The organism is Citrobacter sp. RHB25-C09, from assembly GCF_013836145.1.
GTDB lineage: Bacteria > Pseudomonadota > Gammaproteobacteria > Enterobacterales > Enterobacteriaceae > Citrobacter_A.
The window spans coordinates 908,058-926,255 of the sequence record NZ_CP057483.1; the positions used below are offsets into that span (position 1 = coordinate 908,058).

13 protein-coding genes are annotated in these 18,198 nt (G+C 55.2%); 11 read left to right on the forward strand and 2 right to left on the reverse strand.

Going from position 1 to position 18,198, the window contains the following annotated elements; genetic code table 11:
- Positions 1 to 199 precede the first annotated feature (199 nt).
- The 9 genes from acnB (at position 200) to HVY19_RS04330 (ending at position 12,723) form a co-directional block, all read left to right on the forward strand.
- Positions 200 to 2,797 (forward strand): bifunctional aconitate hydratase 2/2-methylisocitrate dehydratase, encoded by a 2,598-nt coding sequence (gene acnB, locus HVY19_RS04290; protein ID WP_181683142.1) that lies wholly within the window; start codon positions 200 to 202, stop codon positions 2,795 to 2,797.
- A 222-nt stretch (positions 2,798 to 3,019) separates the two neighbouring features.
- Positions 3,020 to 3,382: a protein YacL gene (yacL, locus tag HVY19_RS04295; RefSeq protein WP_181683143.1), complete on the forward strand. Its 363-nt coding sequence runs from the start codon at positions 3,020 to 3,022 to the stop codon at positions 3,380 to 3,382.
- A 181-nt stretch (positions 3,383 to 3,563) separates the two neighbouring features.
- Positions 3,564 to 4,517, forward strand: coding sequence for a 2-keto-3-deoxygluconate permease 1 (locus tag HVY19_RS04300; protein ID WP_181683144.1), 954 nt, complete (start codon positions 3,564 to 3,566; stop codon positions 4,515 to 4,517).
- Positions 4,514 to 5,785, forward strand: a complete 1,272-nt coding sequence (locus HVY19_RS04305; RefSeq protein WP_181683145.1) for a D-threonate kinase — start codon at positions 4,514 to 4,516, stop codon at positions 5,783 to 5,785. The genes HVY19_RS04300 and HVY19_RS04305 overlap by 4 nt, the downstream gene beginning before the upstream one ends.
- Positions 5,775 to 6,758 carry a D-threonate 4-phosphate dehydrogenase gene (locus HVY19_RS04310; protein ID WP_181683146.1) on the forward strand — a complete coding sequence of 328 codons (984 nt, stop codon included), beginning with the start codon at positions 5,775 to 5,777 and terminating at the stop codon, positions 6,756 to 6,758. Before HVY19_RS04305 ends, HVY19_RS04310 begins: the two co-directional genes overlap by 11 nt.
- A 9-nt stretch (positions 6,759 to 6,767) precedes the next feature.
- On the forward strand, positions 6,768 to 7,532 hold the full coding sequence (locus tag HVY19_RS04315) for a DeoR/GlpR family DNA-binding transcription regulator (RefSeq protein WP_181683147.1): 765 nt from the start codon (positions 6,768 to 6,770) through the stop codon (positions 7,530 to 7,532).
- Positions 7,533 to 7,757: 225 nt separating this feature from the next.
- Positions 7,758 to 8,108 carry a hypothetical protein gene (locus HVY19_RS04320; protein ID WP_181683148.1) on the forward strand — a complete coding sequence of 117 codons (351 nt, stop codon included), beginning with the start codon at positions 7,758 to 7,760 and terminating at the stop codon, positions 8,106 to 8,108.
- A gap of 96 nt (positions 8,109 to 8,204) precedes the next feature.
- On the forward strand, positions 8,205 to 11,912 hold the full coding sequence (locus HVY19_RS04325) for a hypothetical protein (RefSeq protein WP_181683149.1): 3,708 nt from the start codon (positions 8,205 to 8,207) through the stop codon (positions 11,910 to 11,912).
- 34 nt (positions 11,913 to 11,946) lie between these two features.
- Positions 11,947 to 12,723 carry a hypothetical protein gene (locus HVY19_RS04330; protein ID WP_181683150.1) on the forward strand — a complete coding sequence of 259 codons (777 nt, stop codon included), beginning with the start codon at positions 11,947 to 11,949 and terminating at the stop codon, positions 12,721 to 12,723.
- A 53-nt stretch (positions 12,724 to 12,776) separates the two neighbouring features.
- On the opposite strand, the gene HVY19_RS04335 is transcribed toward HVY19_RS04330, so the two are convergent.
- Positions 12,777 to 13,124 (reverse strand): YacC family pilotin-like protein, encoded by a 348-nt coding sequence (locus HVY19_RS04335; RefSeq protein ID WP_181683151.1) that lies wholly within the window; start codon positions 13,122 to 13,124, stop codon positions 12,777 to 12,779.
- 166 nt (positions 13,125 to 13,290) lie between these two features.
- Between HVY19_RS04335 and cueO the strand changes: the two genes are divergently transcribed.
- On the forward strand, positions 13,291 to 14,829 hold the full coding sequence (cueO, locus tag HVY19_RS04340; protein WP_181683152.1) for a multicopper oxidase CueO: 1,539 nt from the start codon (positions 13,291 to 13,293) through the stop codon (positions 14,827 to 14,829).
- A gap of 162 nt (positions 14,830 to 14,991) precedes the next feature.
- Here the strand turns inward: cueO and HVY19_RS04345 are convergent, their stop codons facing one another.
- Complete coding sequence (locus HVY19_RS04345) at positions 14,992 to 17,382, reverse strand: pyrroloquinoline quinone-dependent dehydrogenase (RefSeq protein WP_181683153.1); 2,391 nt, start codon at positions 17,380 to 17,382, stop codon at positions 14,992 to 14,994.
- A 205-nt stretch (positions 17,383 to 17,587) separates the two neighbouring features.
- On the opposite strand from HVY19_RS04345, the gene hpt reads away from it, so the two are divergent.
- A complete protein-coding gene (gene hpt / locus HVY19_RS04350; protein ID WP_181683154.1) occupies positions 17,588 to 18,124 on the forward strand; it encodes a hypoxanthine phosphoribosyltransferase in 537 nt (178 codons plus the stop codon).
- Positions 18,125 to 18,198 lie beyond the last annotated feature (74 nt).

An 18,198-nucleotide genomic window follows, 5' to 3' on the forward strand; every position in this document is an offset into this window, starting at 1 on the left:
TTAGACCATCCTTAACGATTCAGCCACTTTTTTATGTTGCTTTTTTGTAAACAGATTAACACCCCTCTAAAATCCTGCTATTCTGGCCGTTGCGGTACGGGCATTTACCCTACTAACTGCTGTCTCACAGGAGCGTGAAGAGAATCGCCCAATACACGAAAGCGCCGCACTATGACAATGAGAGCGAGGAGATATCGTCGTGCTAGAAGAATACCGTAAGCACGTAGCAGAACGTGCCGCCGAGGGGATTGTACCCAAACCCTTAGATGCAACCCAAATGGCCGCACTCGTCGAGCTGCTGAAGAACCCGCCTAAGGGCGAAGAAGAGTTCCTGTTAGACCTGTTAATCAACCGTGTTCCCCCAGGCGTCGATGAAGCTGCCTACGTTAAAGCCGGTTTTCTCGCCGCCGTCGCTAAAGGGGAAACAACCTCTCCGCTGGTGAGCCCAGAAAAAGCGATTGAACTGCTCGGCACCATGCAGGGGGGTTACAACATTCATCCGCTGATCGACGCGCTGGACAACGACAAGCTGGCGCCGATTGCCGCCAAAGCGCTCTCTTCAACGCTGCTGATGTTCGATAACTTCTACGATGTGGAAGAAAAAGCCAAAGCAGGCAACGTCTACGCGAAGCAGGTGATGCAGTCCTGGGCTGATGCCGAATGGTTCCTGAACCGTCCAGCCCTGGCAGAAAAAATTACCGTTACCGTCTTCAAAGTGACCGGTGAAACCAACACTGATGACCTTTCTCCGGCACCGGACGCATGGTCCCGCCCGGATATCCCGCTGCACGCCCTGGCAATGCTGAAAAACGCCCGTGAAGGCATTGAGCCGGATCAGCCTGGCGTGGTCGGCCCGATCAAGCAGATCGAAGCATTAGCGAAAAAAGGTTACCCGCTGGCCTACGTCGGTGACGTTGTCGGTACCGGTTCTTCCCGTAAGTCCGCGACTAACTCCGTACTGTGGTTCATGGGTGATGACATTCCGCACGTGCCGAACAAGCGTGGCGGTGGTCTGTGCCTCGGCGGCAAAATTGCCCCAATCTTCTTTAACACCATGGAAGATGCCGGCGCGCTGCCAATCGAAGTGGATGTGTCTGACCTGAATATGGGCGATGTCATTGACGTTTACCCGTATAAAGGTGAAGTGCGTAACCACGAAACCAACGAACTGCTGGCGAGCTTTGAGCTGAAAACCGACGTGCTGATCGACGAAGTGCGTGCCGGTGGCCGTATCCCGCTGATCATCGGTCGTGGCCTGACCACCAAAGCGCGTGAAGCGCTGGGTCTGCCGCACAGCGATGTATTCCGTCAGGCGAAAGATGTGGCGGAGAGCAGCCGCGGCTACTCGCTGGCGCAGAAAATGGTGGGTCGCGCTTGCGGCGTCGCCGGTATTCGTCCGGGCGCCTACTGCGAGCCAAAAATGACCTCCGTGGGTTCTCAGGATACCACTGGCCCAATGACCCGTGACGAGCTGAAAGACCTGGCGTGCCTGGGCTTCTCGTCTGATCTGGTGATGCAGTCCTTCTGCCACACGGCGGCGTATCCGAAGCCGGTTGACGTCACCACGCACCACACGCTGCCGGACTTCATTATGAACCGTGGCGGTGTTTCTCTGCGTCCGGGCGATGGCGTTATCCACTCCTGGCTGAACCGTATGCTGCTGCCGGATACCGTCGGTACCGGTGGTGACTCCCATACCCGCTTCCCAATCGGCATCTCCTTCCCGGCGGGTTCCGGTCTGGTTGCGTTTGCTGCTGCCACCGGCGTCATGCCGCTGGATATGCCGGAATCGGTGCTGGTGCGCTTCAAAGGCAAAATGCAGCCGGGCATCACTCTGCGCGATCTGGTTCACGCGATCCCGTTGTACGCGATCAAACAGGGTCTGCTGACCGTTGAGAAGAAAGGGAAGAAGAACATCTTCTCTGGCCGCATTCTGGAAATTGAAGGTCTGCCGGATCTGAAAGTGGAGCAGGCGTTCGAACTGACAGATGCTTCCGCCGAGCGTTCTGCGGCGGGCTGCACCATCAAGCTGAACAAAGAGCCGATCGTTGAATATCTGACCTCCAACATTGTTCTGCTGAAGTGGATGATTGCAGAAGGCTACGGCGATCGTCGTACGCTGGAGCGTCGTATTCAGGGCATGGAAAAATGGCTGGCGGATCCGCAACTGCTGGAAGGCGACGCGGATGCCGAATACGCCGCGGTGATCGACATCGATCTGGCGGATATTAAAGAGCCAATTCTCTGTGCGCCGAACGATCCGGACGATGCGCGCCTGCTCTCTGACGTACAGGGCGATAAGATCGACGAAGTATTCATCGGTTCCTGCATGACCAACATCGGTCACTTCCGTGCCGCAGGCAAACTGCTGGATGCGCACAAAGGCCAGTTGCCAACCCGTCTGTGGGTGGCGCCGCCAACCCGTATGGACGCGGCGCAACTGACCGAAGAAGGCTACTACAGCGTGTTTGGTAAGAGCGGTGCGCGTATCGAAATCCCTGGCTGTTCCCTGTGTATGGGTAACCAGGCGCGCGTTGCGGACGGTGCGACGGTGGTTTCCACCTCAACCCGTAACTTCCCGAACCGTTTAGGGACCGGTGCGAACGTCTACCTGGCCTCTGCGGAGCTGGCGGCGGTTGCGGCGCTGATCGGCAAATTGCCGACGCCGGAAGAGTACCAGACCTATGTCGCGCAGGTAGATAAGACTGCGGTAGATACCTATCGCTATCTGAACTTCGACCAGCTCTCGCAGTACACTGAGAAAGCAGACGGAGTGATCTTCCAGACGGCGGTATAAGTGTCTGATTTGCCTGATGGCGCTACGCTTATCAGTCCTGGGCCTCGTTTGTGGCTTGTCGGCTGAATAAGGCGTTTAGCTGCCATCCGGCACAATACGCGCCTAAAAATCCTTCCCTTACGGGAGGGATTTTTTTTATTTTTCATTCCTCCCACTCCCTACGCTTTTTTTCTGCGCCCAGGCTGCGATAATTACCATAAGGGCTGAGCAGAGGAACACACTATGGATTACGAATTTCTGCGTGACATCACCGGTGGGGTGAAGGTACGAATGTCAATGGGCCACGAAGTGGTAGGGCACTGGTTTAATGAAGAAGTGAAAGATAACCTGGCCTTGCTGGATGAAGTGGAGCAAGCGGCGCGCGCGGTGAAAGGGAGCGAACGTTCCTGGCAGCGTACAGGGCATGAATATACGCTCTGGATGGATGGCGAAGAGGTGATGGTCCGCGCTAACCAACTGGAGTTTACCGGCGACGAAATGGAAGAAGGCATGAACTACTACGATGAAGAAAGTCTGTCACTGTGTGGCGTTGAAGACTTCCTCCAGGTGGTCGCTGCATATCGTGAATTTATGAATCAAAAGTGAGACATTTCAATCATCAATGAAGCCGGGACGCTCGTTCCCGGCTTTTTTTTCAGCAAAAATGATTGTTTGATTTTTATTAATCATTTTAAAACTGTGATCAGCCGCGTATGTGAACTAAATTTGATTAAATATAATCGATGTGATTTTATTTAATCACAACAACACAACAGGCGGGAAGACCATGAACATCAAAAAGGCAATAGAACGTGTACCTGGCGGCATGATGGTCGTGCCACTGGTTATCGGTGCCATTATCAATACCTTTGCCCCGCAGGCGCTCGAGATCGGCGGGTTTACCACCGCTCTGTTCAAGAATGGTGCTGCGCCGCTGATCGGGGCTTTCCTGCTCTGTATGGGGGCCGGTATCAGCGTGAAAGCTGCGCCGCAGGCTTTGCTGCAAGGCGGCACCATTACCCTGACCAAATTACTGATCGCCATTGCGATTGGCCTCGGCGTCGAGCACCTGTTTGGCGCAGAAGGTATCTTTGGCTTGAGCGGTGTGGCGATTATCGCGGCGATGAGTAACTCAAACGGCGGGCTGTATGCCGCGTTAGTCGGTGAGTTTGGCAACGAACGTGACGTTGGCGCGATCTCTATTCTCTCTCTCAACGACGGTCCGTTCTTTACGATGATCGCACTGGGCGCGGCGGGGATGGCAAACATTCCGATCATGGCGCTGGTGGCGGTGCTGGTTCCGCTGATGGTGGGCATGATCCTCGGCAACCTCGATCCGAATATGCGCGACTTCCTGACGAAGGGTGGCCCGCTGCTGATTCCGTTCTTTGCCTTTGCGCTGGGTGCGGGCATCAACCTGGAAATGCTGTTGCAGGGCGGTCTGGCCGGTATTCTGCTTGGCGTACTGACCACTTTTGTTGGCGGCTTCTTTAACATCCGTGCTGACCGTCTGGTTGGTGGAACAGGCATCGCCGGTGCGGCAGCGTCCAGTACCGCGGGGAACGCCGTTGCGACGCCGCTGGCTATCGCTCAGGCTGACCCCTCCCTGGCTGAGGTTGCCGCTGCCGCAGCGCCGCTGATTGCCGCCTCGGTCATTACTACCGCGATTCTGACGCCAATCCTCACCTCCTGGGTCGCGAAGAGACAGGCACGTCAGGCTGCTCAGGAGACTAAAGCATGAAAATGATTGTCATCGCCGATGACTTTACGGGCTCTAACGACACCGGCGTACAGCTGGCGAAAAAAGGGGCGCGTACCGAAGTGATGCTGACCCCGGCGCAGAAACCGTCGCGCCGCGCCGATGTGCTGGTGATTAATACCGAGAGCCGTGCGATACCGGCTGAACAGGCAGCGCAGGCGGTACAGCAGGCTTTAGCCCCGTGGTGTGAAGAAACCCGTCAGCCGCTGGTGTATAAAAAAATCGACTCCACGTTTCGCGGCAATGTGGGGGCTGAAGTGACGGCGGCAATGCGCGCCGCAGGCCGGAAGCTTGCTGTTATCGCAGCGGCGATCCCGGCCGCAGGAAGAACCACGCGCGACGGGCTGTGTCTGGTCAACGGAACCCCCTTACTGGAGACAGAATTTGCCAGCGATCCTAAAACCCCCATTATCTCTTCGCGGATTGCGGAACTGGTCACGTTGCAAAGTGATATTCCGGTGCAAGAAGTCTCGCTTGACGACGTCCGTCGTGGGCGACTGAGTGCGCTGTTAAACGCTTTCGCCGCCGACGGTGAATGCATGGTCGTGGTCGACGCCGTTGAAGATCGCGACCTGTCGCTGATTGCTCAGGCCGTCTGCGAACAGCCGCAACTGCCGCTACTGGTGGGCGCGGCGGGTCTTGCGAATGCGCTGCCGGTCAGGCTGTTTATGCAGGAGAAGAAAGAACTTCCCGTGCTGGTGGTGGCAGGCTCAATGAGTGAAGCCACGCGCCGTCAGGTGGAAAAAGCGCTGTGTCAGGGGCGAGCGAAAGTGGTGGATATCGACGCCTCCAGACTGGCATCCGTGCATTTTGAACAGGAAATCGCGTCAATCGTGGAACAGGCCTGTGCGCTATTGAGCCACCAGCACCATACGATTTTACGCACCAGCAGACGTGCAGAGGACCGACAGCTTATCGATACGCTCTGTGCCTATGTTGGCATGTCCCGACAGCAGTTGGGCGAGCTGCTGAGTCAGCGTCTTGGAGCGATCACGCTGAAAATTATTGAACAGGCGCGGATCGGCGGTTTGTTCCTGACGGGGGGAGACATTGCTACGGCAGTGGCCAACGCTTTAGGGGCTGAGGGGTATCGTATTCAGAGCGAAGTTGCGCCTTGTATTCCTTGCGGCACGTTCGTGAACAGCGATATTGACGACCTCCCCGTGATCACCAAAGCGGGTGGCTTTGGTTCAGACAGTACCCTTTGTGATGCGCTTTATTTTATTGAGGAGATGTACAGTGGTAACTAAAACTATTGCGATTACGATGGGCGACCCGGCAGGGATTGGTCCGGAAATTATTGTTAAAGCACTCAGCGAGGATGAGCTTAACGGTGCCCCGCTGGTGGTGGTGGGGTGTCTGCAAACGCTGCAACGGCTACAGGCCAAAGGGCTGGCGGATGGCGTCACGTTTCGTGCCATTGAACAGGTCGCCGAGGCCCGCTTCGCTCCGGGCGTGATTCACGTGATCGATGAGCCTCTGGCGCAGCCGGACACGCTGGAGCCGGGCAAAGTGCAGGCGCAGGCAGGCGATCTGGCTTTTCGCTGCGTCAAACGGGCGACCGCGCTGGCGATGAAGGGCGACGTGCATGCCATCGCCACGGCGCCGCTGAATAAAGAAGCGTTGCATCTTGCCGGGCACAACTTCCCGGGGCATACCGAACTACTGGCAACGCTGACCGAAAGCCGCGACTACGCGATGGTGCTCTATACCGATAAACTGAAGGTGATTCACGTTTCGACCCACATCGCCCTGCGCAAATTCCTTGATACCCTCAACGGGCAGCGCGTGGAGACGGTGATTGGGATTGCGGATACCTTCCTGAAGCGCGTCGGCTTTGCGCAGCCGCGTATCGCGGTGGCCGGGGTGAACCCGCATGCGGGGGAAAATGGGCTGTTTGGTGATGAAGAGATCCGCGTGCTCACGCCGGCTATCGATCATATGAGAGCGAAGGGGATTGATGTCTATGGGCCATGTCCGCCGGATACTGTGTTCCTGCAGGCTTACGAAGGCCAGTACGACATGGTGGTGGCGATGTACCACGATCAGGGACATATTCCGCTTAAACTGCTGGGATTCTATGACGGTGTTAACATCACGGCAGGGTTGCCGTTCATTCGCACCTCTGCCGATCACGGTACGGCATTTGATATCGCCTGGACGGGAAAAGCAAAATCTGAGAGCATGGCCGTATCGATTAAACTGGCAATGCAACTGGCGTAATATCCTGTTATGAAAGGGCAACACCGTCTTGATGAGATAGTCGCGTATTTGAAAAATCATACGCTGGTTACCGTGGAACAACTGGTGGAAGCCGTTGACGCATCCCCGGCAACGATCCGCCGCGACCTGATCAAACTCGATGAACAGGGCGTCATCAGCCGCAGCCACGGCGGTGTTGCGTTGCGTCGCTTTGAACCCGCGCAACCCACAACCAACGAAAAGCAATTGCGCTCGCCTGCTGAAAAGCGGGCGATTGCGCGTTTTGCCGCCTCAATGGTGCGTGCGGGCGATGCCGTGGTGCTCGACGCCGGTACCACCATGCTGGAACTGGCAAAATGCTTAACGCATTTGCCGCTCAGGGTCATCACCGTTGATCTGCATATTGCTCTGTTTCTTTCCGAATTTCGCCAGATAGAAGTGACCATCGTCGGTGGGCGTATTGATGACAGCAGTCAGTCCTGTATTGGCGAGTTTGGGCGCAAAATGCTGCGTAGCGTTTATCCTGATATCGCCTTTATGAGCTGTAACACCTGGAGCATGGAAAAAGGGGTGACTACCCCAACGGAAGACAAAGCGGGGCTGAAACAGGAAATTATCGCTAACGCCCAGCGCAAGGTGCTGCTGGCGGACAGCAGTAAATACGGTGCGCATTCGCTGTTCAATGTGACGCCGCTAAGCCGTTTTACTGACGTTATCACCGATGTCAATTTACCGCTTGAGGTGCAAAACCAACTGCAAGCGCAGTCGGTTGCGCTTACGCTGGTCCAGCCTTAATAATTAATTTCATAATTATATTAGATCGGCTAAATATAATTTTACGGTGGGTGTTGTACTCGCCGTAAATAATATTATTTCTCTGATAATTATATCTGTTAATTCCTCGTTCTGTGATTTCTGTCACTCTTTGCCAGAGCATGTGTCCTACTATTAATTTGCCTTATGGAAAAGTGTATATTCGCTCTATCCCTTGAGATATTTTCAACGCATTAAGGATATATTATGAAAATTGATGTTTCATTGTCTTTAGGGTTTACAGATAGTCAAGGCGTCGTAGAAAGCGGAATAAATGTTAACCTCAGTATTCCTGCCGGGGAAATGTCTGCGAAAAACCCGGTGAAATTCTTCGCAGTTCAAACGGATAAGGACGGAAAGGAGACTGCGGGTGGAGGAAAAATGCTTGAGGTCGCGGTCGGTGATAGTTCGCATGTCTACGTTGCGGTAGCGCCGCCGAAATATCTGCTCGAAAAAGCCCAAATAGATAAAACTGTCCGCGCGCTCGATGTAAAAGTTCAGGAAGGAAAATATAATCCCGGCACCGGTGAATTCGACACAACGCCGAAACCAGCCTGATAAAACGGTTGATAATATAAATTATATATTGGGTCGTTCCTTGCTTTATTGGTGATATAACAAACCGACGGAATTCGGCGTCCAGCGAGATAAAGTATGGACACATTGCGCCTTGGTATTCATGCTGAGTTAGAAATCGGCTCACTGCTGGGCGGAGAAATAAACTGGCCGCTGGAATGTGAACTGACGATTTGCGGTGACTATTATTTAGTTCAGGCCGATGTGGTGCGTGGCGAGCAGGGCGGGCTGGATATTCTGCAATTGCTGAATACCTCATTCGGCTGCTCGTTGCCCGAAGGGGTTATCAACGTCGATAAAGCGGGGTTCTTTACCTTCGCCAGGCGCCGGGAAATCCGCGAAGATAAAACGCTGGAGCAGATTTTCCCGGCTCATACCCTGCCGGACAGCATTGCCGGCACGGTCCTACCGATGGATAACACCACCGCGTTCTGGCTGGTGGTGAACCTGCACGCGCTTGATATCCTGGATCATTTAGTCGAAATCGGCGTGCCGGGGCAGGAGAACCAACTGGCGCTGCATGCGCTGCTGAACAATGGCAAAAGCGCCACCGATAATTTCCACGAGGTCATACTTAGCGCCGCGTTGCCGGATATGACGTTGCTGCATGTCATTTCTTTCAAAAACACCCGTTTTTGTCTTCATATTGCTTCCGATCAACGCCGCGCGTTCCAGTTGGCAGGAACTGTGCGGGTTAATCTCTTCGGGCAGGAGTACGCATTTCATGGTCGTATCGACTCTGACAGTCGCTTTCTGCATGCAGAGATTTCCTCTTCACACCAGTTAGATAAACCGTTCAGCGGCGAAATGCGCGGAATTGTCTTTGACGATCTCGCGTTCTGCCTGAATCACGCTTATCAGGATGCGGATCTTACGGAAAATGCGGGCGTGCCGCTGCAGCCGGGCGAGTCGTTACTCTGGCTCAGCGGTCGCGTGCGTTACGCCAGCCTGATGCTGAGTGGCAAGCTGTATTTGCATAACGGGAGCCCGGTGCTGGCCTGTGTGGCTATCGAGCAGGATTTTTCCCTCAGCCAATTTTTTGCACAGTCGCTCGGCATCTCCTGGCCCGCTTCGCTGTTCGATCTGCAACTGGGCGCGGGAAGTCAGATCTACTATCGCGCCGCGCAGACGCCGCTTCCTTCCTGTTTTTCTGTTGCTGACTATCGGAACGGATTTAACATCCTGGCCTATATCAGCCTGACGTTGTGGAAAACCCTCAGTTTCTCTCTGACGTTACAGGTGACTGATGATGCGGTTATCGGGAGTGCGGCGCTACATGCGCCTGTCGATCTGTATATCATCCAGCTTACTGGAAAAGGAGGGGGACAAGGACCGAATTTTGGTCTGGCAAAAAAAGGGCAGGATTTGGCGATGTATTTTGCCGGCGGCGTCTGCTTTTTCGGCGAAAAATGCGGTGATATTACGGTTTCCTGTTCGCGAAACACGGCCGGAAAACTGCACGTTAGTGGAAGCATCTTTGTCAGCGCCGATGTGTTCCGCAATCTGATCCCGAAGCCCGTCGCGCTTGAGTTTGCTTACAACAGCGACGACGGTTTTTCGCTTAAAAACTGGCCGGATTTTGACTTCGCTCATTCGTGTATCGATTTTGTCGAGGAGATAAAGCAGTGGGCGAATTCGGCGCGGGGTGGCATTTGCAGCGCCATCCCCGGCTTTATTAACCAGCATTTACTGCAAACCACCTTTCATCTGCACCCCTCATTTGCGTCACAGCGCGGCAGTAACAATCTGTGCCTGTGCTTAAGTGGGTGTTACACCCTGAGCATGTTTGACGAGGAGATCCTGACTCTCAGCTTGCCGTCGCTGGTTTCTGTTGCCCTGCCGGATAACGTGAGCTGGGATGCACTGCCCAATCTTATCGGCCAAGCGCTGGCCGATGCCGGGTCCTCGCTGATTAAGGGGATCGTGAATAACAGTGAAAACTTAAGCAAAGTTCTGCTGGTGCTGTGCGGTAAGGAAGCACTGGAGACGGCGGCAACGCTGGCCTGTCGTAATCTGATCGACCAGGTCATCGTCAATGCCCTGCGTGTGGCGGTTGCCGCGCTTATCGAAGAGTATGGTGGCAAGATAGCGGCCGGCGCGCTTGCCGGACTGTTCGCGCTGATTGCCTCGCACACGAAAGACCATCCGCAGCCGAAGCCTAAACCTGACCCGACTGTCGCACCGGACGTGCCGGAATATTTGCTTGCAGGAACGCGGGTTAATGCCGAGGGGCAACCGGAGATCGTTTTCACATGGAGTCCGGCGGCGCTGGCGGATAAATACAGGGCAGAGCTGCAAGATGCCGGGGGTAATTCGCTGGCGAAAAATGAAGTCCCAAATAATGGCTATCAGACCATTTTCCCCAGAAGTAAAAGCGGCGACAGCACAGAGAAATATGTTCTTTCGGTACAGGCTGAGGGGAACGGAAAACGTAGCGACTTCGCCCGCTGCACGTTGAACCGATTATCCTCCCCCGCGCTGAGCGTGCAGTACCAGCAAACGAAAGGGCTGCAACTCTCATGGTCATCACCCGCCAGTCGTGCCGAAGGCTTCGAATTAAAAATTGCTAGCGAAAACAGCGAACGCCGACTTTCGGTTAACGAACCCCATGCTGTTTTTGACCCCGACCTGCCGGAACACACAGCGATGCATTACCGATTTTCGGTGCGGGCACTTTCCTCGTTGCCCAATCTGAGCAGCGCCTTTAGCAAGGAAGTTGTTCGTACCCGCATACCTGGCAGCACGCTGACCAACCTTTCGCTTCAGGCGGAGCAACTGACAGTGACCTGGCAGGCTCCGGCGCAGGCCAGCCAAAACCGGCTACAACTGCGTTCCCGACACGGCGGGCAAAGTTGGTTGGCCTGTGTGGAGGCACCAGCGCAACGCTATGTTTTTGCGCTGCCGATGGAAGAGGGGTCAGGGCTATTCTTCGCGCAAGTTTCCGCCAGGGTGGCTGATGGCAGCGAAGCGTTACCAGCGCTGTGGAGTGCGGAACGACGCGTGTTCCGCTCGCTATGTCATCTCGCACAGATTGCCCGGAGGCGGGGACTCACTGCTCTCGAATGTGGTCAATTTTTACGCCACGACAGACCCGCCGCAAAACTTCAGGCGATCGTCTGCTGTCTGGCTGCGGCAGGGTATCCGCTAACCGACCTCACGCTGGCGTTACGCCAACTCTTTACTGCTGCCACGTTGATGGATCTGGCGAAGGGCTTATTCCGTGCCGGGTATTCGCGCGAGGAGGCGGATGGCGGATTAACCGCCGCGTGGCCTGACGTCAGCAGGGCTGAAATGCATCAGGTGCTCGATGCCGTTTACGGCACCGGGCTTTCGCTTGAGCAGGCAGCAGCGCAATTCTTCGCACAGGGTATTAACGGCACTGACTGCGGTAAGCAACTGATTGCCCGCTATCCGCATACCGAAAGCGTGGACCTGGCGAAAGCGATGGCGAAGGCCGGTTATGCGGCGCATGAAACCTCGGCTGGCCTGGTCGGTGCCCGTGCGGATATGCCTCTGAACGAACTGGCCGCAGCGCTGCTGGCAGCCTACGGCCCACCTCAGACGGCTGAAGCGCTGGCACTGGACGCCTTCGCGCAGGGCCTGAACGGGGCGGAATGCGGTAAGCGACTGATTACCGCACACCCACACACAGGCAGCGTGGACCTGGCGAAAGCGATGGCCAATGCCGGATACGATGCCAAAGAAACCTTAGCGGGGCTTACCAGTGCTCGCCCGGATCTCACCCTTAAAGCGTTAGTCGCCGCGATACGAGCGGCGTATGGCTAGCCATTTTCTTTTTGTTTATTTATGGAGGCTACACATGAATATTGAACCCGGTATTTTTTCACAACTGGTTGAGCAGCAAAAACGGCTTGGTTTGCCTTCGTTCGTCGCTGCGAGACGCGTCCTGGATTTTCTGACGCTGAACCAGGGGCGTCGTGAGCTGGGGGCGGCCGATCTGAAAGCGTTTGTTCAGGCCGCAGCCAACCACTTTAGAGATTTGTCACTACTGGACTACGCAAAGTTACTGCGGCCTTACAGTAAATCCGTAGGCGAACTGGCAGAGGCTATTTGTGAAATGGCGGCGGACGCGGCTGAACTGGTTGCCGTGCTGCTGGATGGCGAAGTCTATCCCCAGGCGAGCAAAGACGAGATACGGGAGGCGCTGGGGCGCTGTGGTTACTCGTCGCGTGATGTCGACATGGCCATCAGGCTCAACTTCGCCGTAACGTTTGTCGTTCAGGCCAATCGTCCCTGGCAGGATACGGGCATAACGCTGGAAGCCAATGAGAAAGCGGTGATTCAATATCTGAGCGGCTGGTGGTTTATCAGTCCTCAACTGCCACGGTGCGACGGTAACGGCGGGCCACGTCGGATCTCGTATCCAGACTACGCGCTGCCGGGATATCCGGAAGGCGGGCTGGTGGGGCGGGTCAATAACCAGGCTTTTTGGGTGGGGAATCAATGCGAAACGCCTGCGGGACTTACCGGCAAACTGGCGCTGTGTCCAAATGATGATTTACCCGGTTCTTATGGCGTGGGGCTGGCAGACAATATAGGCAGCCTGACGGTAAAAATCAGCGTAAAGCGGCGTTAAATTGCGGGTGAAACCAATGCCGGGCAGAACAGCCCGGCGAACATCGGGCACGTTTATTTCACGTAGGCCAACAGGCTCAGGGAGTCGCGCGCCAGCGCTTTGCATTTTTTGGCGACAGGAATACCGATACCGCTCAAATCGCGATAGCTGTCTTCACCGAGGGCTTTCATATCGAAGGTGTCGTAATTGCTGAGGTCCCACTTGTTTTGCTGGGCAAAAAACACCAGTGCGCGACGAATTTGCCCGTTGGGTAAATTCTGGTAACCACAGTCATTTTTCAGAAAGACAAACACTGCCGTAAGATCGGCCATATCTTCAGCTTCAGATTCGCTGAGTGCATAACTGTTCGCACATACGGCCATCAGGCTGCCGAACAATACGGTTCTGAAAAACGTCTTCATTGCTTCTACCACTGCATCACGGAAAGTAAACGTTAGCATACTGCGGACGAGGCGACGACTGTTATTATCACTTTAGTGATATCTCCAGCTTGACCTTGTCGTAAGGGGAGGGTCTATGCTCTGAATTCGGATTTTGGTTCGCCTGCTACACAATAAGGAAATAATTATGCAACGTCGTGATTTCTTGAAATATTCCGTAGCGCTGGGCGTTGTCTCGGCCTTACCGCTCTGGAGCCGTGGCGTCCTTGCCGCCGGCCGCCCCACCTTACCGATTCCCGACCTTCTCACCGCTGACGCCAGCAACCGCATCTCCCTAAAGGTGATGGCGGGGCAATCCACCTTCGGCGGGAAAACGGCGACCACCTGGGGCTATAACGGTAATCTGCTGGGACCCGCGCTGAAGTTACACAGAGGAAAAGCGGTTACCGTTGACATCCACAATCAGCTAAATGAAGAAACGACTGTGCACTGGCACGGCGTAGAGGTCCCCGGAGAGGTGGACGGCGGTCCGCACGGAATTATCCCGGCCGGGGGAAAGCGCAGCGTCTCGTTTACCCCCGAACAGCAGGCGGCGACCTGTTGGTTCCATCCTCATCAGCATGGCAAAACCGGACGTCAGGTAGCGATGGGGTTAGCCGGACTAGTGCTGATTGAAGACGATGAGATGCTAAAGCTAATGCTGCCCAAACAGTGGGGCATTGATGATGTTCCGGTGATTGTGCAGGACAAAAAATTCGCGGCTTCCGGAGAAATAGATTATCAGCTTGATGTCATGACCGCCGCCGTTGGCTGGTTTGGCGATACCTTGTTGACCAACGGGGCGATTTATCCGCAACATGCCGCCCCGCGTGGCTGGTTGCGCCTGCGTTTACTTAATGGTTGTAACGCCCGCTCGCTCAATTTCGCTACCAGCGATAAACGCCCGCTGTACGTGATTGCCAGCGACGGAGGACTGCTGGCAGAGCCGGTGAAGGTTGACGAATTACCGATGCTGATGGGGGAGCGTTTTGAAGTTCTGGTTGATGTCAGCGACGGTAAACCGTTCGATCTGGTGACGCTGCCGGTCAACCAAATGGGCATGACCATTGCGCCGTTTGATAAGCCGCATCCGGTATTGCGCATTCAGCCTGTGGCGGTTAAGGCGTCAGGGTTGCTGCCGGATATGCTGACGACTTTGCCAGCGCTCCCGTCTCTCGAAGGGGCCACGGTGCGCCAACTGCAACTGTCAATGGATCCGATGCTCGACATGATGGGGATGCAGATGCTGATGAAACAGTATGGCGACCAGGCGATGGCCGGGATGGATCACGGGCATATGCAGCATGGCGGAATGGGTAAGATGAACCACGGCGGTCACTTTGACTTCCATAATGCCAACAAGATTAACGGTGTGGCGTTTGACATGAATAAGCCGATGTTTGCCGCCGAAAAAGGGAAATATGAGCGCTGGGTGATCTCCGGCGTAGGCGACATGATGCTCCATCCGTTTCATATTCACGGCACGCAGTTCCGTATACTTTCCGAGAATGGCAACGCGCCAGCCGCACACCGGGCAGGCTGGAAGGATACCGTGCGTGTGGAAGGGGGTGTCAGTGAAGTGTTAGTGAAGTTCGCGCATGAAGCGCCGAAGGAGTACGCCTATATGGCGCATTGTCACCTGCTGGAACACGAAGATACGGGAATGATGTTAGGGTTCACCGTGTAAAAAAATGCCGGGGGCGCTTCGCTTGCCCGGCCTACATAAATGTGCCGTAGGCCGGATAAGGCGCAGCCGCCATCCGGCGTTTTGCCGGGGGCGCTTCGCTTGCCCGGCCTACAGAAATGTGTCGTAGGCCGGATAAGGCGCAGCCGCCATCCGGCGTTTACTTTACTTCGCGTCGTCCGGTAACGCATAGGCGACGATGTAATCGCCCATCTTCGTGCCAAACGAACCGTGACCGCCTGCGGAAATCACCACGTACTGCTTACCGTTGACCTCATACGTCATCGGCGTCGCCTGACCTCCCGCTGGCAAACGTCCTTGCCACAGTTTCTCACCGTTGCTCATATTGTACGCGCGCAGGTAGTTATCTGCGGTCGCGGCAATAAACAGCACGTTGCCTGCGGTCGAGATCGGCCCGCCGAGCATTGGCATACCCATATTGAACGGCACTGGAACAGGCATCGGGAACGGCATGCTGTCCTGCGGAGTACCAATACGTTTTTGCCACACGACTTCATTGGTTTTTAAATCCAGTGCGGAGATATAGCCCCAGGCGGGTTGTTTACACGGCAGACCAAACGGTGACAGGAACGGGTTCAGCGTTACGCCATATGGCACACCGTACTGCGGCTGGATACCGGACTCGGTGCCGGTGCCTTTGGCATCTTTCGGCTGTTCCATCGGGTTACCCGGTCCGCGCGGGATCAGTTTAGAGACAAACGGCAGCGCCATCGGGTTAGCAATAGCGACCTGACGGTTTGGATCTACCGAGATACCGCCCCATTCGAACATCCCCAGGTTGCCAGGGAACACCAGCGTGCCCTGTTCAGACGGCGGCGTGAAGATACCTTCATAGCGCATCTGCTGGAAGATAACGCGGCACACCAGTTGGTCGAACATGGTCGCGCCCCACATATCCGCACCGCTCAGGTCTTTCTTCGGACGGAAGCTCAGCTCAGAGAACGGCTGCGTTTTGGTGACGTAATCACCTTTGGCCGCACCCTGCGGAACCGGTTTTTCCGGCGCCGGAACGACCAGTTCACCGTTACGACGATCCAGTACAAAGATGTTGCCGGTTTTTGCCGGGGCATAAATGACCGGGACCTTTTCCCCTTTGACGGTGATATCCGCCAGCGTCGGTTGGGACGGCATATCCATATCCCACAGATCGTGGTGAACGGTCTGATAGCTCCAGGCGAGCTTACCGGTGGTCGCATTCAGCGCCAGAATTGAGCTGGCATAACGCTCCTGTTCCGGCGTGCGGTTACCGCCCCAGATATCTGGCGTGGTCACGCCCATCGGTAGATAGACCAGATCCAGCTTCGCGTCATAGGCCGCCGGTGCCCAGGAGTTCGGAGAGTTAAAGGAGAAGGTATGCTCATCCGAAGGGATCGCATTCGGGTCTTGCGCTCCCGGATCGAACGCCCACAGCAGTTTGCCGTTATTGACATCAAAACCACGGATCACGCCGGAGGTTTCACGGGTGGAGAAGTTATCCGTCACTGAACCGGCAATCACGATCGTTTTATCGGTGATGATCGGCGGTGAGGTTGGCTCATAAAGTCCCGGCGTTTGGTCCGGCATGTTGGTCTGCAGATTGAGCACGCCTTTGTTGGCAAAGGTTTCGCACAGCTTGCCGGTTTGCGCATTCACTGCAATCAAACGACCGTCGTTCACCGGCAGGATGATGCGGCGCGGGCAGTCGGCAATCACTTCCGGCGACGCGTTGTCAGCTTTCGCTTCATGATACGAAACGCCACGACAGGTGACGTGCTGGAAGGACTCGTTGGTTTTTAGTTCCGGGTCATAGTGCCATTTCTCTTTACCAGTTGCCGCATCGAGGGCAAACAGGCGCTGGTGCGCGGTGCAGAGATAGAGCGTATCGCCCACTTTGATGGGCGTGACTTCGTTGGTCAGTTCGCCCGGATCGTTCGACTGCTTCAGATCGCCAGTACGGAATACCCAGGCTTCTTTCAGGTTGTGAACGTTATCAGCGTTAATTTGTTTCAGCGGAGAGTAGCGTTGACCTTCCTGGTTACGGCCATAGGCCGGCCAGTCGTTATCCGAAACGGTCGAAATCGGTTCGGCGGGTGTGGATTCCGCACTCAGCGTGCCGTGGATTTCCTGTGGATCGTTGAAGCCTGCCCAGGTCAGGATCCCACCGCTAATCAGCAGGGCGACAAGCAGTGCCGCCACTGCGCCGCCGGAAGGCACGATCAGTCGACGCCAGACAAAAGGCAAAATCAGCCAGATGCCGAAGAAGACCAGGATGTCACTGCGCGGCGTTAGCGCCCAGAAATCGAAGCCGACTTCCCATACGCCCCAGATCATGGTTGCCAGCAGCAGGGCGGCATAAAGCCACAGCGCGGCGCGTTGACCGCGCCAGAGCAACAGCGCGACGCCAAGCATTACCAGTCCGGCGATGGGGTAATACCAGGAGCCGCCTATTGCGACCAGCCAGCCTCCACCAATGAGAAGATATAGCCCGCAGAGTGCTGCGAAGAGGGCCGTTAGCGTCACGAGAAGCCGTGGCGAACGAGCGTTGTTATCTGCCATAAAAACACACCATCTCAAGTCATTAATATTTTAGTAGCATTTAATTATAGAGTTTAACATGTGTGACCGCTGTCACAAAACGAGCTTTATTAAGAGATGCCGCGAATAAATGCTTTTGCTGGTATACTGCGTGGCTTGCACTTCGATGCTGTCTTATCAAGAGCAGGCATGAAGTGATTTATTTTTAAATCATATGGTTAGAGATATGAAACATACTGTAGAAGTCATGATCCCCGAAGCGGAGATCAAAGCGCGTATCGCCGAGCTTGGGCGTCAGATCACTGAACGTTATAAAGACAGCGGCAGTGATATGGTGCTGGTTGGTCTGCTGCGCGGCTCATTTATGTTTATGGCGGACCTGTGTCGTGAAGTCCAGGTATCTCATGAAGTCGATTTTATGACCGCCTCCAGCTACGGTAGCGGTATGTCCACCACCCGTGATGTGAAAATCCTTAAAGACCTGGATGAAGACATTCGTGGTAAAGACGTGCTGATTGTGGAAGATATTATCGACTCCGGGAACACGCTGTCGAAAGTGCGTGAGATCCTGAGTCTGCGTGAGCCGAAATCACTGGCTATTTGTACGCTGCTGGATAAACCGTCGCGCCGTGAAGTGAACGTGCCGGTGGAATATGTCGGCTTCTCGATTCCGGATGAGTTTGTGGTGGGCTACGGAATTGATTATGCCCAGCGTTACCGCCATCTGCCGTATGTGGGCAAAGTGGTTCTGCTGGACGAGTAAGAATGCAAATGCCGGATGGCGTCGCGAGAGCGACTCATCCGGCCTACGCGTGTAGGCCGGATAAGCGAAGCGCC

Excerpts from the sequence above, each read along its gene's own strand:
- HVY19_RS04315 (WP_181683147.1), top strand. The coding sequence starts at position 6,768 with ATGAAAGGGCAACACCGTCTTGATGAGATAGTCGCGTATTTGAAAAAT.
- HVY19_RS04335 (WP_181683151.1), bottom strand. The coding sequence starts at position 13,124 with ATGAAGACGTTTTTCAGAACCGTATTGTTCGGCAGCCTGATGGCCGTA.
- hpt (WP_181683154.1), top strand. The coding sequence starts at position 17,588 with ATGAAACATACTGTAGAAGTCATGATCCCCGAAGCGGAGATCAAAGCG.
- HVY19_RS04325 (WP_181683149.1), top strand. The coding sequence starts at position 8,205 with ATGGACACATTGCGCCTTGGTATTCATGCTGAGTTAGAAATCGGCTCA.
- HVY19_RS04320 (WP_181683148.1), top strand. The coding sequence starts at position 7,758 with ATGAAAATTGATGTTTCATTGTCTTTAGGGTTTACAGATAGTCAAGGC.
- yacL (WP_181683143.1), top strand. The coding sequence starts at position 3,020 with ATGGATTACGAATTTCTGCGTGACATCACCGGTGGGGTGAAGGTACGA.
- HVY19_RS04305 (WP_181683145.1), top strand. The coding sequence starts at position 4,514 with ATGAAAATGATTGTCATCGCCGATGACTTTACGGGCTCTAACGACACC.
- HVY19_RS04330 (WP_181683150.1), top strand. The coding sequence starts at position 11,947 with ATGAATATTGAACCCGGTATTTTTTCACAACTGGTTGAGCAGCAAAAA.
- cueO (WP_181683152.1), top strand. The coding sequence starts at position 13,291 with ATGCAACGTCGTGATTTCTTGAAATATTCCGTAGCGCTGGGCGTTGTC.
- HVY19_RS04345 (WP_181683153.1), bottom strand. The coding sequence starts at position 17,382 with ATGGCAGATAACAACGCTCGTTCGCCACGGCTTCTCGTGACGCTAACG.
- HVY19_RS04300 (WP_181683144.1), top strand. The coding sequence starts at position 3,564 with ATGAACATCAAAAAGGCAATAGAACGTGTACCTGGCGGCATGATGGTC.